Annotated in this window: 14 protein-coding genes; 10 read left to right on the plus strand and 4 right to left on the minus strand. The window is 41.8% G+C overall.

Annotated features, from left to right (window positions below; translation table 11 throughout):
* Nucleotides 1-83 precede the first annotated feature (83 nt).
* The gene (locus BS333_RS04815; protein ID WP_021708618.1) at nucleotides 84-1,241 is read right to left on the minus strand and encodes a gluzincin family metallopeptidase; all 1,158 of its coding nucleotides are present in this window, start codon (nucleotides 1,239-1,241) and stop codon (nucleotides 84-86) included.
* Between the two features lie 420 nt (nucleotides 1,242-1,661).
* Between BS333_RS04815 and BS333_RS22285 the strand changes: the two genes are divergently transcribed.
* Together BS333_RS22285 and BS333_RS04825 are read left to right on the plus strand one after the other, a co-directional pair.
* A complete protein-coding gene (locus BS333_RS22285) occupies nucleotides 1,662-4,238 on the plus strand; it encodes a dermonecrotic toxin domain-containing protein (RefSeq protein WP_227739123.1) in 2,577 nt (858 codons plus the stop codon).
* Between the two features lie 92 nt (nucleotides 4,239-4,330).
* On the plus strand, nucleotides 4,331-5,065 hold the full coding sequence (locus BS333_RS04825; protein WP_021708620.1) for an RNA methyltransferase: 735 nt from the start codon (nucleotides 4,331-4,333) through the stop codon (nucleotides 5,063-5,065).
* Nucleotides 5,066-5,218: 153 nt separating this feature from the next.
* Here the strand turns inward: BS333_RS04825 and fdxA are convergent, their stop codons facing one another.
* Nucleotides 5,219-5,542, minus strand: coding sequence for a ferredoxin FdxA (fdxA, locus tag BS333_RS04830; RefSeq protein WP_021708621.1), 324 nt, complete (start codon nucleotides 5,540-5,542; stop codon nucleotides 5,219-5,221).
* Nucleotides 5,543-5,757: 215 nt separating this feature from the next.
* On the opposite strand from fdxA, the gene BS333_RS04835 reads away from it, so the two are divergent.
* From BS333_RS04835 to udp, 4 genes are all read left to right on the plus strand, one after another.
* A complete protein-coding gene (locus BS333_RS04835) occupies nucleotides 5,758-7,374 on the plus strand; it encodes an NAD(P)/FAD-dependent oxidoreductase (RefSeq protein ID WP_021708622.1) in 1,617 nt (538 codons plus the stop codon).
* 203 nt (nucleotides 7,375-7,577) lie between these two features.
* On the plus strand, nucleotides 7,578-7,997 hold the full coding sequence (locus BS333_RS04840) for a CBS domain-containing protein (protein ID WP_021708623.1): 420 nt from the start codon (nucleotides 7,578-7,580) through the stop codon (nucleotides 7,995-7,997).
* A 422-nt stretch (nucleotides 7,998-8,419) separates the two neighbouring features.
* On the plus strand, nucleotides 8,420-10,735 hold the full coding sequence (locus BS333_RS04845) for a zinc/cadmium/mercury/lead-transporting ATPase (RefSeq protein ID WP_021708625.1): 2,316 nt from the start codon (nucleotides 8,420-8,422) through the stop codon (nucleotides 10,733-10,735).
* A 251-nt stretch (nucleotides 10,736-10,986) separates the two neighbouring features.
* On the plus strand, nucleotides 10,987-11,745 hold the full coding sequence (gene udp / locus BS333_RS04850) for a uridine phosphorylase (RefSeq protein WP_021708626.1): 759 nt from the start codon (nucleotides 10,987-10,989) through the stop codon (nucleotides 11,743-11,745).
* A 136-nt stretch (nucleotides 11,746-11,881) separates the two neighbouring features.
* Here udp and BS333_RS04855 read toward each other — a convergent pair whose 3' ends face one another.
* Both BS333_RS04855 and BS333_RS04860 read right to left on the minus strand, forming a co-directional pair.
* Entirely contained in the window at nucleotides 11,882-13,042 is a 1,161-nt protein-coding gene (locus tag BS333_RS04855; protein ID WP_021708627.1) for a DUF1887 family protein, read from the minus strand.
* Nucleotides 13,043-13,227: 185 nt separating this feature from the next.
* Nucleotides 13,228-15,219, minus strand: a complete 1,992-nt coding sequence (locus BS333_RS04860; RefSeq protein ID WP_021708628.1) for a methyl-accepting chemotaxis protein — start codon at nucleotides 15,217-15,219, stop codon at nucleotides 13,228-13,230.
* A 331-nt stretch (nucleotides 15,220-15,550) separates the two neighbouring features.
* Between BS333_RS04860 and hinT the strand changes: the two genes are divergently transcribed.
* From hinT to lpoB, 4 genes are all read left to right on the plus strand, one after another.
* The gene (gene hinT / locus BS333_RS04865) at nucleotides 15,551-15,901 is read left to right on the plus strand and encodes a purine nucleoside phosphoramidase (RefSeq protein WP_021708629.1); all 351 of its coding nucleotides are present in this window, start codon (nucleotides 15,551-15,553) and stop codon (nucleotides 15,899-15,901) included.
* Nucleotides 15,902-16,020: 119 nt separating this feature from the next.
* A complete protein-coding gene (locus tag BS333_RS04870) occupies nucleotides 16,021-17,421 on the plus strand; it encodes a COG3014 family protein (RefSeq protein WP_021708630.1) in 1,401 nt (466 codons plus the stop codon).
* The gene (locus BS333_RS04875; RefSeq protein WP_021708631.1) at nucleotides 17,421-17,810 is read left to right on the plus strand and encodes a YcfL family putative periplasmic lipoprotein; all 390 of its coding nucleotides are present in this window, start codon (nucleotides 17,421-17,423) and stop codon (nucleotides 17,808-17,810) included. Before BS333_RS04870 ends, BS333_RS04875 begins: the two co-directional genes overlap by 1 nt.
* 138 nt (nucleotides 17,811-17,948) lie before the next feature.
* The gene (lpoB, locus tag BS333_RS04880; protein WP_021708632.1) at nucleotides 17,949-18,539 is read left to right on the plus strand and encodes a penicillin-binding protein activator LpoB; all 591 of its coding nucleotides are present in this window, start codon (nucleotides 17,949-17,951) and stop codon (nucleotides 18,537-18,539) included.
* The last annotated feature ends 35 nt before the right edge of the window (nucleotides 18,540-18,574 follow it).

The following is an 18,574-nucleotide window of genomic DNA, read 5'->3' on the forward strand; positions in this document are numbered from 1 at the left end:
TACATCAAAGCCACTGCCTTGTATCAATACCCAACAACCGTTACAAGAATCAGATCGAAAGATAAATCAGACCTTAAGCTCTATTACTCAAGAAATCCAGTTTGAGTGTAAATGTCTATCATATAGGGAACTTTATCAGAATAACCTAGGCTCTCAGCTGAGCTAAGCAGGCCATGAGTAAAGTAATAGATGTCTGAATCAGTATTGGGTTTCCAGTTATGCTTTTCGGCATGAACAAACACCTGCATCAGTTCATCAAAAGTAAATATGCCCTCATGAATAAGAGAGTAGAAGGCGTAACCAAGTATTTCCGCTGAAGTGTGTATGCTGAACTGGTCAATATCTTCTTTTCCTTCACTAGTTAATGCTTCTGCTATACTTTTGTATATTGGTTCTTTAAAGTTTCTGATGTACAAACGGCAATCAATGTCTTGCTCAGAAATGCATTTTACGCGATCCATATTGTGGATAAAGTCGACCTGACCAGACTCCTTATATTGATAGTATTCTGCAACTATATCACTAAAATGTTCTGACCATGCATTGACGCTGTTATGTAAAAAATCCATGGTCTCGAAGGCATGACCGGGCTTTGCCGTGTAGGCATGCGTCAGTTCGTGAATGACCGTATCGCTGCTGGCTCCGTTAGAGTATATATATTCAGAATTTGTTGTAGGGCTCATGTTACCATCAGAAATTAAAATATGATTTCTAAATTTTTCATAGCCATGGTCCGCAGGTTTATCTTCTCTGACATATTGAGCATTTTCTCCAGCAAAATAATGTGAAATTACCGTGATTTTTTCCTTCATAGGCAATTCGCCTGCCATTTGCTGATAAAAACCGATAGAGCTATTCAAAATATACCAAGTATCGTTAATGGGTGAAAAGCTTTTATTACGGAAATCAGGCTCATGAATCACCATTTCTCTATTGCCATCTGGGCACACAAAGCTTACAGGCATACTTGGGTAATAATCTGATGTGTTTATTGAACCTCCACTTGAAGTATCTTCCCAGCCATTCCTAATCTCAAAATATTGGTTAGATAGAAGACAGATTTTGTTATCTACATTGCTTCTAGTTGCGTACAAGACTTTGTCTGCCATTTCGGATTGGCCATAAATATACAATCCGGTTTTCATTGTTCCACCAAAGCCTAAATAACTGATTTCCTCAGCGGATAGGATGTTGCTTGATAATAAAGTGAAAATGGCGAATGTGACTTTTTTTAATTTCATGGTTAGTTTTTCTTCATTTTGCTAATGTAAAGATAATTCCAAGTTGTCAAATTAATGGCATTAAAATGTGATTTATTGGAGGAGATAGGACCACGCCTCTTTTTTGATTATTATCTTTTATGCATGATTTATGAAGTAAATGCTTTTGAATTTTGTTTTTTTGTAATTTTTAAAATAAATTAAAATATTTTTATTTATTCATAAGGTTGATTTTTGATCTGTTATTTTTAGAAGTGTCATTTTATTCTTTTTTAAGTACCTTTAAATAACAGAAATGTAATTTATTTTCCACTACTTTCTTGGTTAAAAACTAAAGAATATAAATTTAAATCTAATAACTTTTTTGTGATAAAGTTATTGGGTTTAATTTGTTTTTTTATTATCATGAATGAAAATTTATATAATTAGATGCTTGTTCTTATGCGTAATTTTCTAAAATCTCTTCTTGTTGCTCTTTTCTCTATTCAACCTCTTACAAGCTCATTTGCAGAGCAGAATTCTTCCTCTAATGATGTATTGATTGCAGGCAGCGCCCAACCTTTTGATATCTTCTGGAAACATCAGTTTGTTCGAGACTATGCAGAGCTCATGAAAGCATTGCCCGATCCTCTAAGGATTACGACGGAGACAGTAAAAAACGTCTTAGCTTCAAATGGATACCCAGATATTGACCCTGATAACGTTTATTATCACCGTTTTGATGGAGCAGTCGGTAGCTCCAGAACGTACAATGGTTGGGCACATTATAATACACCACTTGAATCTTATACCTTGACACAAGCAATCATGCTTAACGCTTTCAATCGATTTCGTGACTATTTTCCAGGTGAAGTGGATATTTATACGGGTATTTATACTCAAGGAGCAAAAGCTAAATATTTTGATGAACGAAATGAAACTCGTCTATTGTCATCAGATTTATGGGATATTGCTTATTATCAACTCGATATTCAGAAAACGTATACTCAAGCCTTAGAAGAGTTTTGGCTAAAGAACCAACAACGTTTTACGCTGCTGTTACGTGATGGATATGCATTATCTGCTTTTCAACAATATAAAAATGGGCTGCTTAACCGAGATCAATATCAATTGGCAATAGAATTGCTAAAAGCAAAAAGAGAAAAAAATATTAATGTTTTTCGATTTGATATTTATGGATATGATGCTACGGATATTTTGTTGATCAGTCGAAAAAAAGAAAATGCAGGTTTGTTATATATTCCAGGTGCAAAGCAACCCTTTATTATCTTTAAAAATGAACGACAGTTAAAAAAATACCTGTTTCAAGCGCTGAGAAAATATCCAATAAACAGAAAAACACTCGCGCAACATTTTAGTTTGTATATCAGACAAGATGGTGTGAGTTACTCTGGTGTTGATAGCGCACTTAAAGGATTTGCAGAAAATAGTTGGAATGAAGATTATCTGATGATGAAGCATCGCCCTGTGTTTGGTGATGTATTTGAACGGGTCGCTGAGCAAGTCAAAATGCGCTTAATCAGTGATGGTGATGTCAGAATTAAATCGAACTCTGAAGCACAACGAGATTATTTTATTTCGCTGTCGAGCAGTGCTTTAACATTATTTCCTGTCATTGATTTAATTTTACCAGAGGTCGGCATTCCATTAGAAATTGGCCTTAATGTGGGACAATTCGGCATGAGTGTCGATAAAGCAATAAATGGCGACCAGATCGCCGAACGACTTGCTGGCAGCCGGATGAGTGTCTCAAATAGCGCAGTATTGGGGGCTGCAGCACTGGTTCCACTTCTTACTCAGTACGGACAAGCTTTGGCTGAGGCAACAGAGCCCAACCTAAAATTGTTAACCAATCCACTGATAAAAAACGGCGGCTACCCAAGGCATAATTTGCAACATTTTACGGTAGAGCCCAAAACTGTTATTCATCCTCGCACGCATGAGACATTAATCGGTGTGAAGATCGCTGATGCAGGTCGAGGGGCCTTGCTAAGACCTTTGGGCTTTGGCCGATACTTGGAAATCGATGCAGACACAGGACGCGCTTTATTGGGCAAACAAGTGACGCTCAACTTGGATGAGAATACGCAGCAATTCCGTTGGAATGAGGAACAATTAAGCCCTAATAACGAAGCAGCTAATTTAAATCAGAAAGCACAAAAAATAGAAGAGAGTAACAGTGAGACGAAGACAGAAAGCTCTGGTTTTAGTGAACGTTTAGATATTATTTTGCCTGATGATCTGCCTAATGTTTCTCCACCAAAATCCAGCAGTTCAGGTTACGAAGATATGGCTGGCGGTCGAGATGCTGAAGTGCTAAGAGATTTTGCAGAGATGGAAATGCTCGTTGACCCCTATGCTTACCTTACTGACGTGAAGGCTCTGCATGAGATAAGTATTAATGCCCAAAAGGAAGTGATGCATCATCCTTTCTTAATGGAGTTCCAACCAGAGCTAACGGGTCGTTTAGTCTATAGAGGAGATACGCGTTTACCCCATGAGCTTTTTCATACAGGAATGAATCGTAAAATTGCTCCAGTTAAGGAATATCAGATTGATGCGAATAATCGTGGTATTAGTGGGGTAGTGTCGACCAGTACCGAGCAGTCCATTGCAGTGGATTATGCGCTGGGTAATCGGATGGGTTACGTATATGCTATTGAGTTAAATCACGGCGGTAAATCTGTCAACACTATGCTGAGGGGGGCTGACCTTCATGAAGTGGCAACACTCAATATTCCACCAGAAGACATTATGTTTGCTGTTGGGCCTTTTAACCCGAATGCTTACTATTCTTATCAGGTTGAAGACTCAGCAAAACGGTCTGCGGAGTTAATCATCAATCCGCATGCCGTCGCTGATTCTGAGGTTGCTGAAAAGGCATTTAATCAAATTAAAGCAACGCTTAAATATCAGCTCGATCCAAGAATGACATTTGCTGAACGCTATCAGAACCGGGCGGATTTATTTTGGCATGAAGATGAAACGACGATGCCTGATGGAACGCCACTTGATTAAGGTCACTTGGGTATACCTCGCATCTTAGTCTACTTTGGGTATATAATGCGTCGGCTTTCAATTGTGCCGACCATTTATACCTTGGATACTTTATGATTTCGAAAAACCAACTCAAACTTCTTCGCGCTTTAGGCCAAAAAAAACAACGTAAGGCGCATGGGCTGTTTTTAGTTCAAGGTGAAAAGAATGTTCTTGAGCTCGTCCAAAGTGACTTATCGGTTCAGAATGTTTTCGCTACTGCTCAATTCCTAGTCGAACATCAGCATGAATTGGACGGTGTGAATTGTATTGAAGCATCACTAGATGATTTGACTAAAGCGAGCACTTTAGTGAGCAACAATAGTGCTATTGCCGTCGTTGAAATTCCAGCCCTTTCGGCTCCACCCGCTTCAGGACTTATGATTGCCTTAGATGGTGTTTCTGATCCCGGTAATATGGGTACTATTATCCGTGTTGCTGATTGGTACGGCATCAAACATATCGTGGCCAGTGTGGATTGTGCCGATCCTTATAATCCTAAAACGATCAGTGCAACGATGGGGAGCTTTGCAAGAGTACAAGTGACGTTAGTGGATCTTCCGAGTTACTTAGAGCAAGCAAAAGTGCCGGTCTATGGTGCTTTTTTAGAAGGGCAAAATGTCCATAAAACGGCGTTTTCTGCTGAAGGGATTTTACTGATGGGCAGTGAATCTCATGGTATTCGTGAAGTGGCTTCAACATATGTGACTGACAAGATCACGATCCCAGCGTTTGGTGGTGCTGAATCTCTCAATGTTGCGATGGCCACAGGCATTATTTTGGATAATATGCTTCGACACAAGGGCTAAGTAGAGAAGATCCAGAAGTGAAATGGCATTACAGACGCTGACTCTGGTATAACAACCAAGACTTGCTAATAAGTCTTGGTTATGTTTCTTTGCTATGTCTTTTAATGAGGCTATAACTTTTAATTACGGCTACTGATGAGCCGGTTTACTGGTTTATTTTTCTAACATATCTAGCTTGTTCGCTACGCCATTCCATTTTTCCGCCTCATCCATCGCTGGCTTGACTTCTGTTTGAACAGGCCACAAGGTTGCTAACTCAGCATTAAGCTCGATATAGAGACTCTGAGCTTCCGGTACTTCGTTTTCTTGGAAGATAGCATTTGCATCACATTCATCGACACACAAACCACAGTCAATACACTCAATCGGATTGATGACCATAAAGTTTGGCCCTTCATGAAAGGCATCCGCCGGGCATACTGCTACGCAGTCAGTGTATTTACATTGAATACAGTTATCGGTTACGACAAACGCCATGATAATCCGCTCTTAAGTTAGTCAAAAATAAGGAAGGGCGATAATACTCATCCCAAAACAAAATTCAACTTTCACAAGATGAAAAACGACAAGTGCTTTGTATTTAGTATGACAGATAATGGAAATTCTCGTAGAATGCGCGCCATTGTGAGCTGACAAGCACGCGTTACACAGCGATGCTGTTGGCTAAGACACCTAAAGTAACGAGACATCATATGATACGTATTAATGAAATTAAATTGCCTCTTGATCATGAAGAAGGCGCGTTATTGGCCGCGATCACCAAAAAACTTGGCATTACCGCTGAGGAAGTCATCTCTTTTAATGTCTTTAGACGTGGTTATGATGCTCGTAAGAAAACCCAAATACATTTGATTTATACCCTTGATGTCATTGTCGAAGGGGATATGCAAGCACTGCTAGAGCGATTTGCCAAAGATCCGCATGTCCGTCAAACGCCAGACATGGATTACAAGTTCGTTGCTAAAGCGCCAGATAATCTAACAGAACGTCCTGTCGTAATTGGCTTTGGTCCTTGTGGTCTTTTCGCCGGATTAGTTTTAGCTCAAATGGGCTTTAATCCAATCATTGTTGAGCGTGGTAAAGAAGTTCGTGAGAGAACGAAAGATACTTTTGGCTTTTGGCGTAAACGCACACTGAATACGGAATCGAACGTTCAATTTGGCGAGGGTGGTGCCGGAACTTTCTCTGACGGCAAACTCTACAGCCAAGTCAAAGATCCTAATTTCTATGGCCGTAAAGTTATCACAGAGTTTATTGCGGCAGGCGCTCCAGAAGAAATCCTCTATGTGAGCAAGCCACACATAGGTACCTTCAAGCTGGTTACTATGATTGAGAAAATGCGCGCCAAAATTATCGAACTGGGCGGCGAAATTCGCTTTAGCACTCGTGTTGATGATTTGCATATGGAAGACGGACAAGTTACTGGAGTGACCTTGTCAAACGGCGAGATGATTAAGTCGCGTCATGTCGTGTTGGCAGTCGGTCACAGTGCTCGTGATACTTTTGAGATGTTGCATGAACGTGGTGTCTATATGGAAGCGAAACCTTTCTCTGTTGGTTTCCGTATTGAACACAAACAATCAATGATTGATGAAGCCCGTTTTGGTCCTAATGCAGGCAACCCAATCCTTGGGGCAGCAGATTATAAATTGGTTCATCACTGTAAAAATGGACGCACGGTGTACAGTTTCTGTATGTGTCCTGGTGGTACTGTTGTTGCGGCGACCTCTGAAGAAGGGCGTGTTGTGACCAACGGAATGAGTCAATATTCACGAGCAGAGCGTAATGCTAATAGTGCTATCGTAGTCGGTATCTCTCCAGAAGTTGACTACCCGGGTGACCCGTTGGCAGGTATTCGTTTTCAACGCGAACTTGAGTCCAATGCTTATGTATTAGGCGGCGAAAACTATGATGCACCAGCGCAAAAAATCGGAGATTTCCTAAAAGGCCGAGATCCAAGTCAGTTGGGAGAGGTTGAGCCTTCTTTCACCCCAGGGATTAAGTTGACGGATCTTTCTAAGGCTTTGCCTGCTTTTGCAGTCGAAGCGATCCGAGAAGCGATTCCCGCATTTGATAAAAAAATCAAAGGGTTTTCTGTGGAAGATGGCTTGCTGACTGGAGTAGAAACTCGTACTTCTTCTCCGGTTTGTATTAAGCGAGGAAAAGATTATCAGAGCCTCAACCTGAAAGGTTTTTACCCAGCAGGTGAGGGGGCAGGTTATGCGGGCGGCATCTTATCTGCAGGTATTGACGGCATTAAAGTCGCAGAGGCTGTTGCTCGTGATATGGTCGCATCGCTAGCACAATAAGATTCATCAATTCTCAGCCAGCCTCATTTCTACTCTAAGAATGAGGCTGGCTTTTTTGATCTTTATAGCGTGAGTGTTTGAATCAAAACAAAGTTCAATAGAGACAGTCTATGAATAAAATTGCCAATTTCAATTTAGTAAAATTAAGAATTTAGGCGACACTTAACTTAAGAGCAGAAAAGTTGGCTGTTAAGGAGATAAGAATGCACTCACTCAAAGTAAAAGATTATATGACGTTGCAAGCGGTGACTTTCAATAAAGATATGTCACTTACTGCTGCATTAGACAAGGTGATGCAAAGCGTGACACTTGGCGGACCTGTCATTGATGAAAATGAAAAAGTCGTTGGCTATCTTTCTGAACAAGATTTGCTCGATGAACTAGTAAAAGCCAGTTACCATTGCCATGATACCCATACGGTAGAAGAATGTATGCATGATGATGTACTGTCTGTATCGCCAGATATGTCAATTATCGAATTGGCTGACATGATGAAAATTGGTAAGCCCAAAATGTACCCTGTGGTAGACGATAAAGAAAAACTGGTTGGTATGATCACTCGACGTGACGTATTAAGAGCGATAGGTAAGTCATTAAATGAGTGTTTTCAGCACCCAGTTTAAGTGTTATCCCTCCTTTGATCCAAGATTGTTTACGAAGACCGCTTACGACGACTTTTTCGAAAACGATATTAAAGGCGCTGACTCAGGCGCCTTTTTTCTATCTTGAAGCTTATAGCACCATTCATTTCTTCTTGACCTTGGAGCTTACTCCAAGGTTTATAATTAACAACATAGCAATTAATCATGGCTAAGACTGGATTATTTTGAAGCGATTCGTTTGAGAAAAATTATGTATAAATCAAGTTTTGTGAAAATGTCTTGTTGTGACCTTATGTTTCATAAAACAGTATGTTTATGGGTGATTAAGCTATGAACAATCTCGCTATAAACAATCAAGTTATGAGCAATCTGACTATGAAGAGTCTGAGTATCAAGCCATTGGATCAAGATCAAAAAGTATCTCCAGCAAAGGAAGTTGAATTATGTGTACAAAAAACCAAGGGTGTCAATCAAGCAAAAGTAACCCAACCATGAAAAAAGGAAGTGGGGATACTTGCTGCTCAACAACAAAACCTGCAATGACGATCACCAAAGCCACGGCGATAACACCTGAAGGCTCATGTTGTTCAACAAACAGTTGTGGTACTGAGTCTGCTGATGACGATTTGCCCAGCGATGTCTCGAAGAATTTACGTCAGAGTTGGTTAGTATCAGGCATGGATTGCCCTGCTTGTGCTCGAAAACTTGAAAAAGCCATTTCTTCGATTGGAGGGGTGGTGAATGCCAAAGTTTTATTTGCAACAGAAAAGCTGGTGGTCGACTTTGATAACCGATCTTTAGCTCCTGTCATTGAGCAGATTTCACAACAAACAGGGTTTCCTCTTTCTTCAACGGATGCTCCTAAGCCTAAAGTTGCGCATAAAAGTTGGCTGGAAATTATAAAAGACAATATCCAGATCATCGTGATTGCGGCTGCGATGGTGATAGCAGGTATTCTCTCAGAGTCTCACGCTACGATAAGCAATACACTATTTACCGTGACCTGCTTAATGGGTCTATATCCCATCGCGACAAAAGCCATTAAGCTTGCGAAAAGTGGTACACCATTCGCGATTGAAACCTTAATGAGTGTGGCTGCTCTCGGTGCGTTATATCTTGGAGAAATGGCCGAAGCAGCGATGGTTTTACTCCTATTTTTGATCGGAGAAAAGCTGGAAGCTTATGCGTCCTCTCGTGCAAGGAGTGGCGTGCAAGCACTGATGGATTTGGTGCCTGAAACGACCACATTAATTGTTGATGGTCAGCGTAAAGAAGTACAAGCTTCAACGCTTAAACCTGGCGATATCATTGAAGTTGCCCCTGGTGGAAGAATGCCTGCGGATGGATGGTTGCTTGATCAGGTGGCCAGTTTCGATGAAAGTGCTCTCACTGGCGAATCATTACCTGTTGAGCATAACGAGGGCGGGCAAATCATGGCAGGTGCGGTGGTTGTGGATAAGGTGGTGCGCATCGAGGTCACATCTCGCCAAGGAGAAAACGCGATTGATCGTATTCTTCACTTAATCGAAGAAGCAGAATCAAGAAAAGCACCACTGGAGCGTTTTCTGGATAAATTCAGTCGCTGGTATACACCATTAATGATGTTGGTGTCATTGCTTGTTATTGTCACACCTCCTTTATTGTTCGCTCAGCCTTGGGAAACTTGGTTATACCGTGGTTTAGCCATGTTACTGATTGCTTGTCCTTGTGCGTTAGTGATTTCTACGCCTGCTGCGATTACTTCTGGTTTAGCTGCAGCAGCAAAACGTGGTGCATTGATCAAAGGCGGAGCAGCACTGGAATTACTCGGACGTGTTGAGTCGGTTGCTTTTGATAAAACAGGCACCTTGACACAGGGTAAACCACAAGTGACGGATATCATTCCGATTGATGTGCCTGAATCTCAATTGCTGAGCTTGGCGGCGGCCATAGAGCTAGGTTCAAGCCACCCGTTGGCAATCTCGTTAGTGAATAAAGTGCAGCAGCAAGGTATTGTGATCCCTGAAGCAACTGAGAAAACGGTACAGGTTGGTTCAGGAGTCAGTGGCTATGTTGATGAGCAGCATGTACAAGTTATTGCGCCTTCTAAGATCACTTTCTCTATTTCATCGGAAATGGAAGAGCGCATTATTGAAATCGAAGCTCAAGGAAAAACGGTCGTGATTGTCCGTTGTGAGGAAAAGCTGATTGGTCTTATTGCTTGGCAAGATACGTTACGCAAGGATGCACGAGAAGCTGTCGCTGCGTTGAAGAAGTTAGGTGTGAACTCCGTTATGTTAACCGGAGATAATCCACGAAGTGCAGCATCGATTGCCAAAGAAATGGGCATGACTTTCGAAGCGAGTTTGCTGCCAGCCGATAAAGTGCATCATGTTGAGAAAATGTCGACGACACGCACAGTTGCGATGGTTGGTGATGGCATTAATGATGCACCCGCGATGAAGGCATCCAGTATCGGTATTGCAATGGGGGGAGGCACTGATGTGGCACTTGAGACAGCCGATGCCGCCTTGACTCACAATCGGTTGGTTGAGTTACCCGCTATGATCGAGCTCTCTCGGGCAACGTTGAGCAATATTCATCAAAATGTCGCGCTTGCGCTTGGCTTAAAAGGTGTCTTTTTGGTCACCAGTCTATTGGGCATTACGGGCTTATGGGTTGCGGTTTTAGCTGACAGTGGTGCGACGGCTTTGGTGACATTGAATGCATTAAGACTGCTACGTTTTGAGTCAAAGCATATCAAACAAAGCGTGAATTAGGCCGCTGAATTAATTGAAGTACAACAGTAGAGTGAGAAGCAGCAACGAGCAGAGGTGATTGGGTGTGCTTGTAGTTGCACAATAAAAATTGTGATATATGTATAATTTTTTTGAAAAAATACAAATATTACATTTTTCATTTGTGATTATTATCACTCTATATTGTAGTGAGGTTCGCTAGAGTATCTGTTGTACCCAATATACCTATGCGCTTATCGTTACGAACGTTAGGCCACAATAAGGAGCGACTTATGTCTCAAGCTGTTTTTCACCTAGGTGTTACTGAAGCCGATCTTGCTGGCGCAACATTAGCCATTATTCCTGGTGACCCTGCTCGTGTTCAAAAAATTGCGGAAGAGATGGACAACCCAGTCTTTCTAGCCAGTCATCGTGAATACACGTTATATCGTGCACAACTGGATGGAAAACCTGTCGTAGTGTGTTCTACAGGTATCGGCGGCCCATCGACATCTATTGCAGTTGAAGAGCTTGCGCAGCTTGGTGTACGTACTTTCTTACGTGTTGGTACTACAGGCGCAATTCAGCCTAACGTAAATGTTGGTGACATGATTGTGACGACAGGCTCCGTTCGTCTTGATGGCGCAAGTTTACATTTTGCTCCAATGGAGTTTCCTGCTGTGGCTGATTTTGATGTTGCGACAGCGATGAAATCTGCGGTTGAAGAGTGTGGTGCAAAAGTACACATGGGTGTCACAGCTTCCAGTGATACGTTCTACCCAGGGCAAGAGCGTTACGATACTTTCTCTGGTCGAGTTGTTAAGCGCTTCCAAGGCTCAATGAAAGAGTGGCAAGACATGGGAGTGCTGAACTTTGAAATGGAGTCTGCGACTCTGTTGACTATGTGTGCAAGTTCAGGTTTAAAAGCTGGTTGTGTGGCTGGTGTTATCATTAACCGTACTCAAAAAGAAACGCCGGATCATACCACTTTGAAAGAAGCGGAAACACGCTCAATTAAAGTGGTTGTTGAAGCTGCGCGTAAGATGCTGTAGTAAAAAACTTAAGTAAGACTTATTTCTTCGCAAGCAATAAAAAACCAGGCTAGGCCTGGTTTTTTGTAACTTGCGCTGAATACTCAGCATATTGATTGAGGTCAATCGGGTATATACTCAAACGAAAGACGAGCTATTAGAGGTCGTCAGCTCCACCTGCGGCTTTAAACCATTGACCAAGGTGTGTTTTTAAATCTTTTAGCTCGTCAGGCCCGATGAGCGCTAAGCCTAAATCTTCTGCTCGAGTAATATCATTGTGGCGAAGAGGACGGAAACTCACCAGCATGGCACGTGCCTGAAGCCCTCCAAGTAGGTCCCTAAGAGATTCTAGTTTGTAAAGGGTATCATCCCCATCATCTCTCATGCCTTTGGTTTTACACTCAATAATATGGAGTTTGTTGTTTACGACCGTTGCGACATCAAGCTCATTGCGAACTTCGCTTTCACCATGTTTTCGGTATACCTGCACATTCAAAGAACGGTCTTGAATGGTTGGCATGCTATCTTGGATCTGTTTTACAGTGCTATGAACCAAGGTTTCTAACCACTCTCCATTAGAGAATCGGCGGGCATCCTCGTTGATAAATGTGAGGATTCCTTTTTCATAGGTAGCAATTTGGGCTGCAACTAAGTCGCTGAGTAGCATGTTAAGTTCACGATAACCTTGTTGTTTTTCGGATAGCTCAACGTCAAGTCTTTGCTCTTTACGACAGGTAGTTGCCAAGTAATTTAAGGTTGCTAAACCAGGCCCAAGTTCAAGTGCGTTGGATGCCCAACGTTCACCGAGTTGATAGAGTTTATGATCAAGCTGAGGAGGCAGTTCAGTATGATTAAATTCACCACGAGCACCAAAAATTGTTAGGTAATCAGAGATGGTAATATGATCCTCGACTTGGGTATCCTCTTGGCCGTCTGGGTATAACCAGCAAAGTTTGTCGCTATTGGGTTCTACAACAAAAATTGGCCAGCGGTACGTACGAAATACTTCATAAACCGAGAGTAGGCGATGACGTAATCCACAGCTGGCATTCAGCTTAACTTCTTCACCACGATCGTGTAAATCACGAGCTAATTTATGTATTGATTGTTTAATGAGTGAGGTGTTAACGGCGGAAGGGATTTCAAAGAATTCGGTGGTTATACCGCGTTGCTCTAAAACTGTGCTTAAGCGTTCATACATATCGGCTTGATGTTTATCGCCGATGAAGACGATATGTTTACTGACCGTGCGATTATCCAAAAGAGGGGTAACCAATCTCACGGGGTCTTGATCGATGATACCAACATGAACAGCCATAAATTATCCTTTTCATTTTGCTTGCTCAATAAAAGAAGGAAGAAATGAGCAAACCATGATAAGCATATGTAGACAAAGCAGAAGAAAAACAAGGGTAAGCAGAAGAAAATATATACCCAAGCATTTTTAGGTCACTTGGGTATGCTCTGTAAAAAGCAAAAGCAAAAGCAAAAGCAAAAGCAAGACTATAACTTAAACTGGTGAACTAAGGTATTTTGCTGTTGAGCTAATTGAGTCAGTGATTCGTTGGTTTGAGCGATATTCACCATGGCTTGATAGTTTTTATCGGTTAAGCTGTTTATTTCTTCAAGGTTACGAGCGATGTTAGAAGACGTGGTGCTTTGTTCAACTGCAGCTTGTGATATATGGGTGCTCATTTGTCTGATCTTAATGATCAGAGCTTGCAATTCTTCCATGGCACCATTGGCACTTAATGCTTGCTCTACTGACACTTCCATATCACTCATACAACTTTGAATGACTTGACTTGCAGAGTGTGATTTTGATTGTAACGTGCTGATCATGGATTCAATCTCAATGGTTGATTGAGTCGTTTTTGATGCGAGAACACGTACCTCATCGGCGACAACGGCAAAGCCACGACCTTGTTCGCCAGCCCGAGCGGCTTCAATCGCTGCGTTTAGCGCCAGCAAATTTGTTTGTTCGGCAATATTTCTAATAACGTCTAAGATAGACCCGATTTGGCTGCTCATATTTTGTAGTTCTGTTACAGCACATACAGATTCATTTAAGCGTATTTCAAGCTGATTAATCGTCGAAATATTACTGTTCATGATATGGCGCCCTTGGTCAGAAGCCGATTCAACTTGTTGGACCATATTTAAAGTATTTTGAGCACTTTGGGCAACTTCTTGTACGGAATGCGACATTTGTGTCATAGCAGTTGCGACATCCGTCGCTTGTTCGCGTTGTGAATTTAACTGAATTTGCGCTTGAGCTGAGGTTTGTTCATTATCGATGGCGGTTTCAGCCAGTTTTTCGGAAGCATCATTCAGCTTCAACAGTACATCTTGAAGACTATCAGCAAGAGAATTGATATGGCCACTGACCGCACTGAATTCATTGTTATAACGGACCTCTATGCGTTGTTTCATATCACCTTTGGTAAGTCCTTCTAACGCGATTAAAATATGTTTGAGCGGCTCGCGAACTGTGCTTGAAATGTGATAGCCAATCATGACGGCCAACACCATCACCAAAACAGCGATGCCAACGGCTTTTATCACACCCTGATTATAAATTTCTCCAGCTTGGAGCAAAGATTGATTGAGGTTCGTGGTTGCTGTGGTGGTAAATTGCTCCAATACGGTCATACTAGAATCAATTTTTTCGGCTTGATTTGCGATGTTATCGTAGAGAGCTGCGCGAGCAGTTAAATATTGGCTGTATTGATCCAAAACGCCGCCTTTCAAGCCTACATCTTGGGTAAATTGTTTAATTGAGTCTCCGAAAAGTTCTTCAAGCTGCGGCAACTGGGTAACCAGGCCACGAAAGGCGTAGTTTAGATGAGCAACCGTCTTGCGGTTTTTCGCTACCGCTTGAGTGACAACTTCAGGGTCAGAGCTTGCCAGCGCATCCGATGTAATGACTTCAGCGTCTTTTAACTTACTGAAATAGCTTTCCCCCATGACTCTGACCGAAATGCTCGACTGATCGGCAAGCAATTCTTTCAAACCAAGAGAGAGTTCACTATTCAGCTTTTGAAATCGGCGCGATGACAGTTGAACCTGTTCTTGTGAAGAAAACATCGACTCATAGTTATTCATCGCTTCTTGTGCTTCACTAAAATAACTATCTTGTAAATCGATAAGCTGATCTAGAGGGGCAGAAAGAGAAGGGTATGGTTTGCTGCTTACTGCTAATTGCTCCAATGTTTCAGTGAATTGCTGTTGAGAGAGAGTAAAGTTTTTACGCATTTTTTCCATGCGCTGCTTGTTTTCTGTGGTTAAAAAATCTTTAAAAGACTTGTCTGCAGATAGTAGCTCAACACTGGTTTGATTGGACAGAGAGACAAGTGGCAATGAAGACTGAGAAACCAGTTCAAATTTACTATGAAGTGTATTCATGGCTTGGGTCATCATCATTATGGTGATCACAAACAGGGCAGTGATAATGGCAAATCCGCCATACATCCTTTTAATGACAGAATTTCGCATCGATGTGCTTCCTCTACCTAAAACAAAAAGTAATATACTCAAGTGACCTCAAGAGACTTGCTTCAAAGCGATGTCACTGCGTATGGCTGATTTTAGACGTCTTAAGACGTACAGAATTCAGGGTCTTTAGGAATAAAAAGTATTCTAAAAATAACAAAATTAGCGGGTTCTAATTGAGCTTGAGACACAATTTTTATGACGTACACGACAAAAAAAGCTTCAACCAAGCAATTTATATTGATATTGTTAACTGAACACTGTTTTTTATTGAGCTCATTTCAGGCTTAGCGCATACTAAGAGCACTTTAAATCTAATAGAAATGGAGGCCTCATGGCTGAAGAAACTATCTTTAGTAAAATTATTCGCAGAGAGATCCCTGCTGATGTGTTGTATCAAGACGATCTCGTTACTGCTTTTCGTGATATCAATCCACGAGCGCCAAGTCATCTTCTGATCATTCCAAATAAACTAATTGCGACAGCCAACGACGTTGAAGCTGAAGATGAAGCAATGATGGGACGTATGTTTACCGTTGCTAAAAAACTCGCGAAAGAAGAAGGCATCGCAGATGACGGCTATCGCCTGATTGTTAATTGTAATTCACATGGTGGGCAGGAAGTGTACCACATTCATATGCATCTTGTGGGTGGCCGCCCTCTTGGGCCAATGGTTCTGGGTTAATTTCATCCGTTGAAGGTACTTAAATCACTTGGGTATCCTTGAATTCTTCGGTTAACCAATGGAGGGGCGCTAGAAAGGCCCTCCTTTCTTTATCCAACGCTATATCTACGGAGAAAAATGTGAAATACGGTGTGAAGCAGTTCGCGCTACTCGGCTGTGTACTATTCTCAGCAGGCTGTGCGAACATGTCCGTAGGTAATCTTTTTAGCCATTACAGCGCACAAAATAAGCAAGTTTATCAAGCCGTACAGGCGGGTGATTATGCTGAAGCAGAGCAACTCCAAACCGGCGAGAATGGGGGAGAGATACTGAGTCACTTCGAGCAAGGAAGAATTGCTTTTTTGGCTGAAAATTATCCATCCAGTTTAAAGGCACTCGAAGTCAGTGATCAAGCAATTCGAGAGCAGCAAGATCGCGCTACAATATCTTTGTCAGAAACCACCAACTATATTGGTTCACTTGCGGTTAATGATAACCTCAATGAGTACTACCCCGCTGATTACGAATTGGGCTTTTTGCATTTGTATCTTGGTCTGAATTACTTGCAAAAAAATGATCTGGAAGGCGCATTAGTTGAAATGCGTCGTGCAAATCAAGTTCAAGAAGCGGCTAAAAAAGCACGAGAAGATGAGCTAAAGCGAGCTGAAAATGAGTTAGGTGAACAAGGTATATCGGCCAATCTTGGCAGCGTTCTTGCTCACTATCCTGATGCTGGTAAAACCTTGAGCGCAGTCCAAAATGGCTACCTTTTCTATCTGTCTGGTCTGTTGTATGAAGCAGCAAAAGACCTAAATAGTGCTTATGTGGATTATCGACGTGCTTTAGCTGTGATGCCGGAAAATACCCAAGTAATAGAAAGCACGATGCTAATGGCGAAAAAGTTAGGGATGAAACAAGACTTAATGCTATTAGAGAAACGTTATGGAAAAACACCAAAACCTTTAATGTCATCGCAAGGTCGTGTGATTCTTATCGATGAACAGGGTATTGTGGAAGCGCTGCAAGGCTGGCGAACGGATTTACCTATCCGTGACAGTCATGGAGAGAGGGCCGTCTATTCTTTAGCATTACCTTATTATCCGAACACTTATCAAGGAGCGACCCCGTTAGGCAGAGTTGAATTGAATGGCCAAGCGCTGCCTTCGAGTACATTGGTCGATGTCAATGCGATGGCACATAAAGATTTTAATGAACGCTTAACGGGTATCATTACCCGTCAACTCATTCGTGTTTGGACCAAAGACCGAATTCGTAAGGAAGCGGCTCAGGGTAATGACGTCGGCAATATTTTATTTAATGTATGGAATGTTATTTCGGAACAACCAGACACAAGAAGTTGGCAAACGCTACCTGCAAAGGTGACCACCGCTTCTGCTGTTGTTCCGAGCGGTTTGCAACGTCTTCAAATCAATGGTGAAACCTATCAATTTGAGGTGCCGGAACAGCAAACCACATTAGTTTGGTTATCCCGACAAGGGGCGCATTCGACGTTATGGCATAAACAACTAGGGAGATTGTAATGAAGGCATTATGGCTAAGTGTGGCCGTGATTTTAGGGCTTGCTGGATGTGCAGACAACACGGCGGGTATTCGTATTGACGGTCAAACTCAACAAGTTTTCTTTCATGATAACGTATTGGGCAGTCGATTACTGGTGGATAATATTATCACCGATAATGCAGACGGTCGTGCAAGAGGCATTGTACAATTGAGCAGCCACTATCAGGGCGATCAACCAATTCTTTATCGTTTCTATTGGTATGACAATAATGGTTTAGAGGTGAATACTAAACCTGGGCCTTGGAAAAGAGCGATAGTACGTGGTTTTGAATCAATCTCTTTGTCAGAAGTCACAGTAAACCCAAATGGAACTCAGTTTCGGGTACAAATTCGTGAAGCTCAAGATTAATGAGCTTAGCTCAGGTTAATTAATCGATATTTATCGGCCTTGAAGTGAGTACACTCTCAGGTCGGTTAACTTTTAGCGGCAACGCTATTTTACCAGGGTGGTGACACCTTGGGTTGAAATATAAATAAAGGAACTCACATGAAAAAACGTATTATTGCTCTTGTCAGCCTTGCTGTCGTTCTTGGTGGCTGTTCAAACAGAGTCTCATACGGGGATGCACAGGCAACAGAGACGACAACGATTGAGTTCGGCTCAACGGATCTGCAAAAAATTGCTGGTGAAATGGTCGATAGCATGATGGTGTCAGGCTCGGTTTCAGCCATTACGCATAGTCAGCGTCCGATTGTTTTTGTCGAACGAATTAAAAACAAAACGAGCGAGCATATTGATACAGAATCAATCACAGATACCATCTCAACTAAACTACTTAATTCTGGCAAATTCCGCTTTGTTGATATGGGACGTGTCGAGTCTGTTCGTGATCAACTGAATTTCCAAAACAACGATGAGTTGGTGAATCAAAGTTCTGCGATTCAATTTGGCAAAATGGTCGGTGCTCAATACATGTTGTATGGAAACCTATCGAGTATCGTAAAAAATGCGGGCAGCGATAAAGATGTCTACTACAAAATGACAATGCGCCTTATGGATCTAGAAACCGGTCTTATTGAGTGGGCAGATGAGACTGAAATTCGTAAAGAGCAGTCTAACAGCCTGTTTGGTATGTAAGTTACGCTTTGACGATTAAGTTAAGAATGGAGAAG

The organism is Vibrio azureus (assembly GCF_002849855.1).
Classification (GTDB): Bacteria; Pseudomonadota; Gammaproteobacteria; order Enterobacterales; family Vibrionaceae; genus Vibrio; species Vibrio azureus.

Excerpts from the sequence above, each read along its gene's own strand:
- BS333_RS22285 (WP_227739123.1), top strand. The coding sequence starts at position 1,662 with ATGCGTAATTTTCTAAAATCTCTTCTTGTTGCTCTTTTCTCTATTCAA.
- BS333_RS04860 (WP_021708628.1), bottom strand. The coding sequence starts at position 15,219 with ATGCGAAATTCTGTCATTAAAAGGATGTATGGCGGATTTGCCATTATC.
- udp (WP_021708626.1), top strand. The coding sequence starts at position 10,987 with ATGTCTCAAGCTGTTTTTCACCTAGGTGTTACTGAAGCCGATCTTGCT.
- BS333_RS04855 (WP_021708627.1), bottom strand. The coding sequence starts at position 13,042 with ATGGCTGTTCATGTTGGTATCATCGATCAAGACCCCGTGAGATTGGTT.
- fdxA (WP_021708621.1), bottom strand. The coding sequence starts at position 5,542 with ATGGCGTTTGTCGTAACCGATAACTGTATTCAATGTAAATACACTGAC.
- BS333_RS04845 (WP_021708625.1), top strand. The coding sequence starts at position 8,420 with ATGTGTACAAAAAACCAAGGGTGTCAATCAAGCAAAAGTAACCCAACC.
- BS333_RS04825 (WP_021708620.1), top strand. The coding sequence starts at position 4,331 with ATGATTTCGAAAAACCAACTCAAACTTCTTCGCGCTTTAGGCCAAAAA.
- BS333_RS04815 (WP_021708618.1), bottom strand. The coding sequence starts at position 1,241 with ATGAAATTAAAAAAAGTCACATTCGCCATTTTCACTTTATTATCAAGC.
- BS333_RS04835 (WP_021708622.1), top strand. The coding sequence starts at position 5,758 with ATGATACGTATTAATGAAATTAAATTGCCTCTTGATCATGAAGAAGGC.
- hinT (WP_021708629.1), top strand. The coding sequence starts at position 15,551 with ATGGCTGAAGAAACTATCTTTAGTAAAATTATTCGCAGAGAGATCCCT.
- BS333_RS04840 (WP_021708623.1), top strand. The coding sequence starts at position 7,578 with ATGCACTCACTCAAAGTAAAAGATTATATGACGTTGCAAGCGGTGACT.
- BS333_RS04875 (WP_021708631.1), top strand. The coding sequence starts at position 17,421 with ATGAAGGCATTATGGCTAAGTGTGGCCGTGATTTTAGGGCTTGCTGGA.
- lpoB (WP_021708632.1), top strand. The coding sequence starts at position 17,949 with ATGAAAAAACGTATTATTGCTCTTGTCAGCCTTGCTGTCGTTCTTGGT.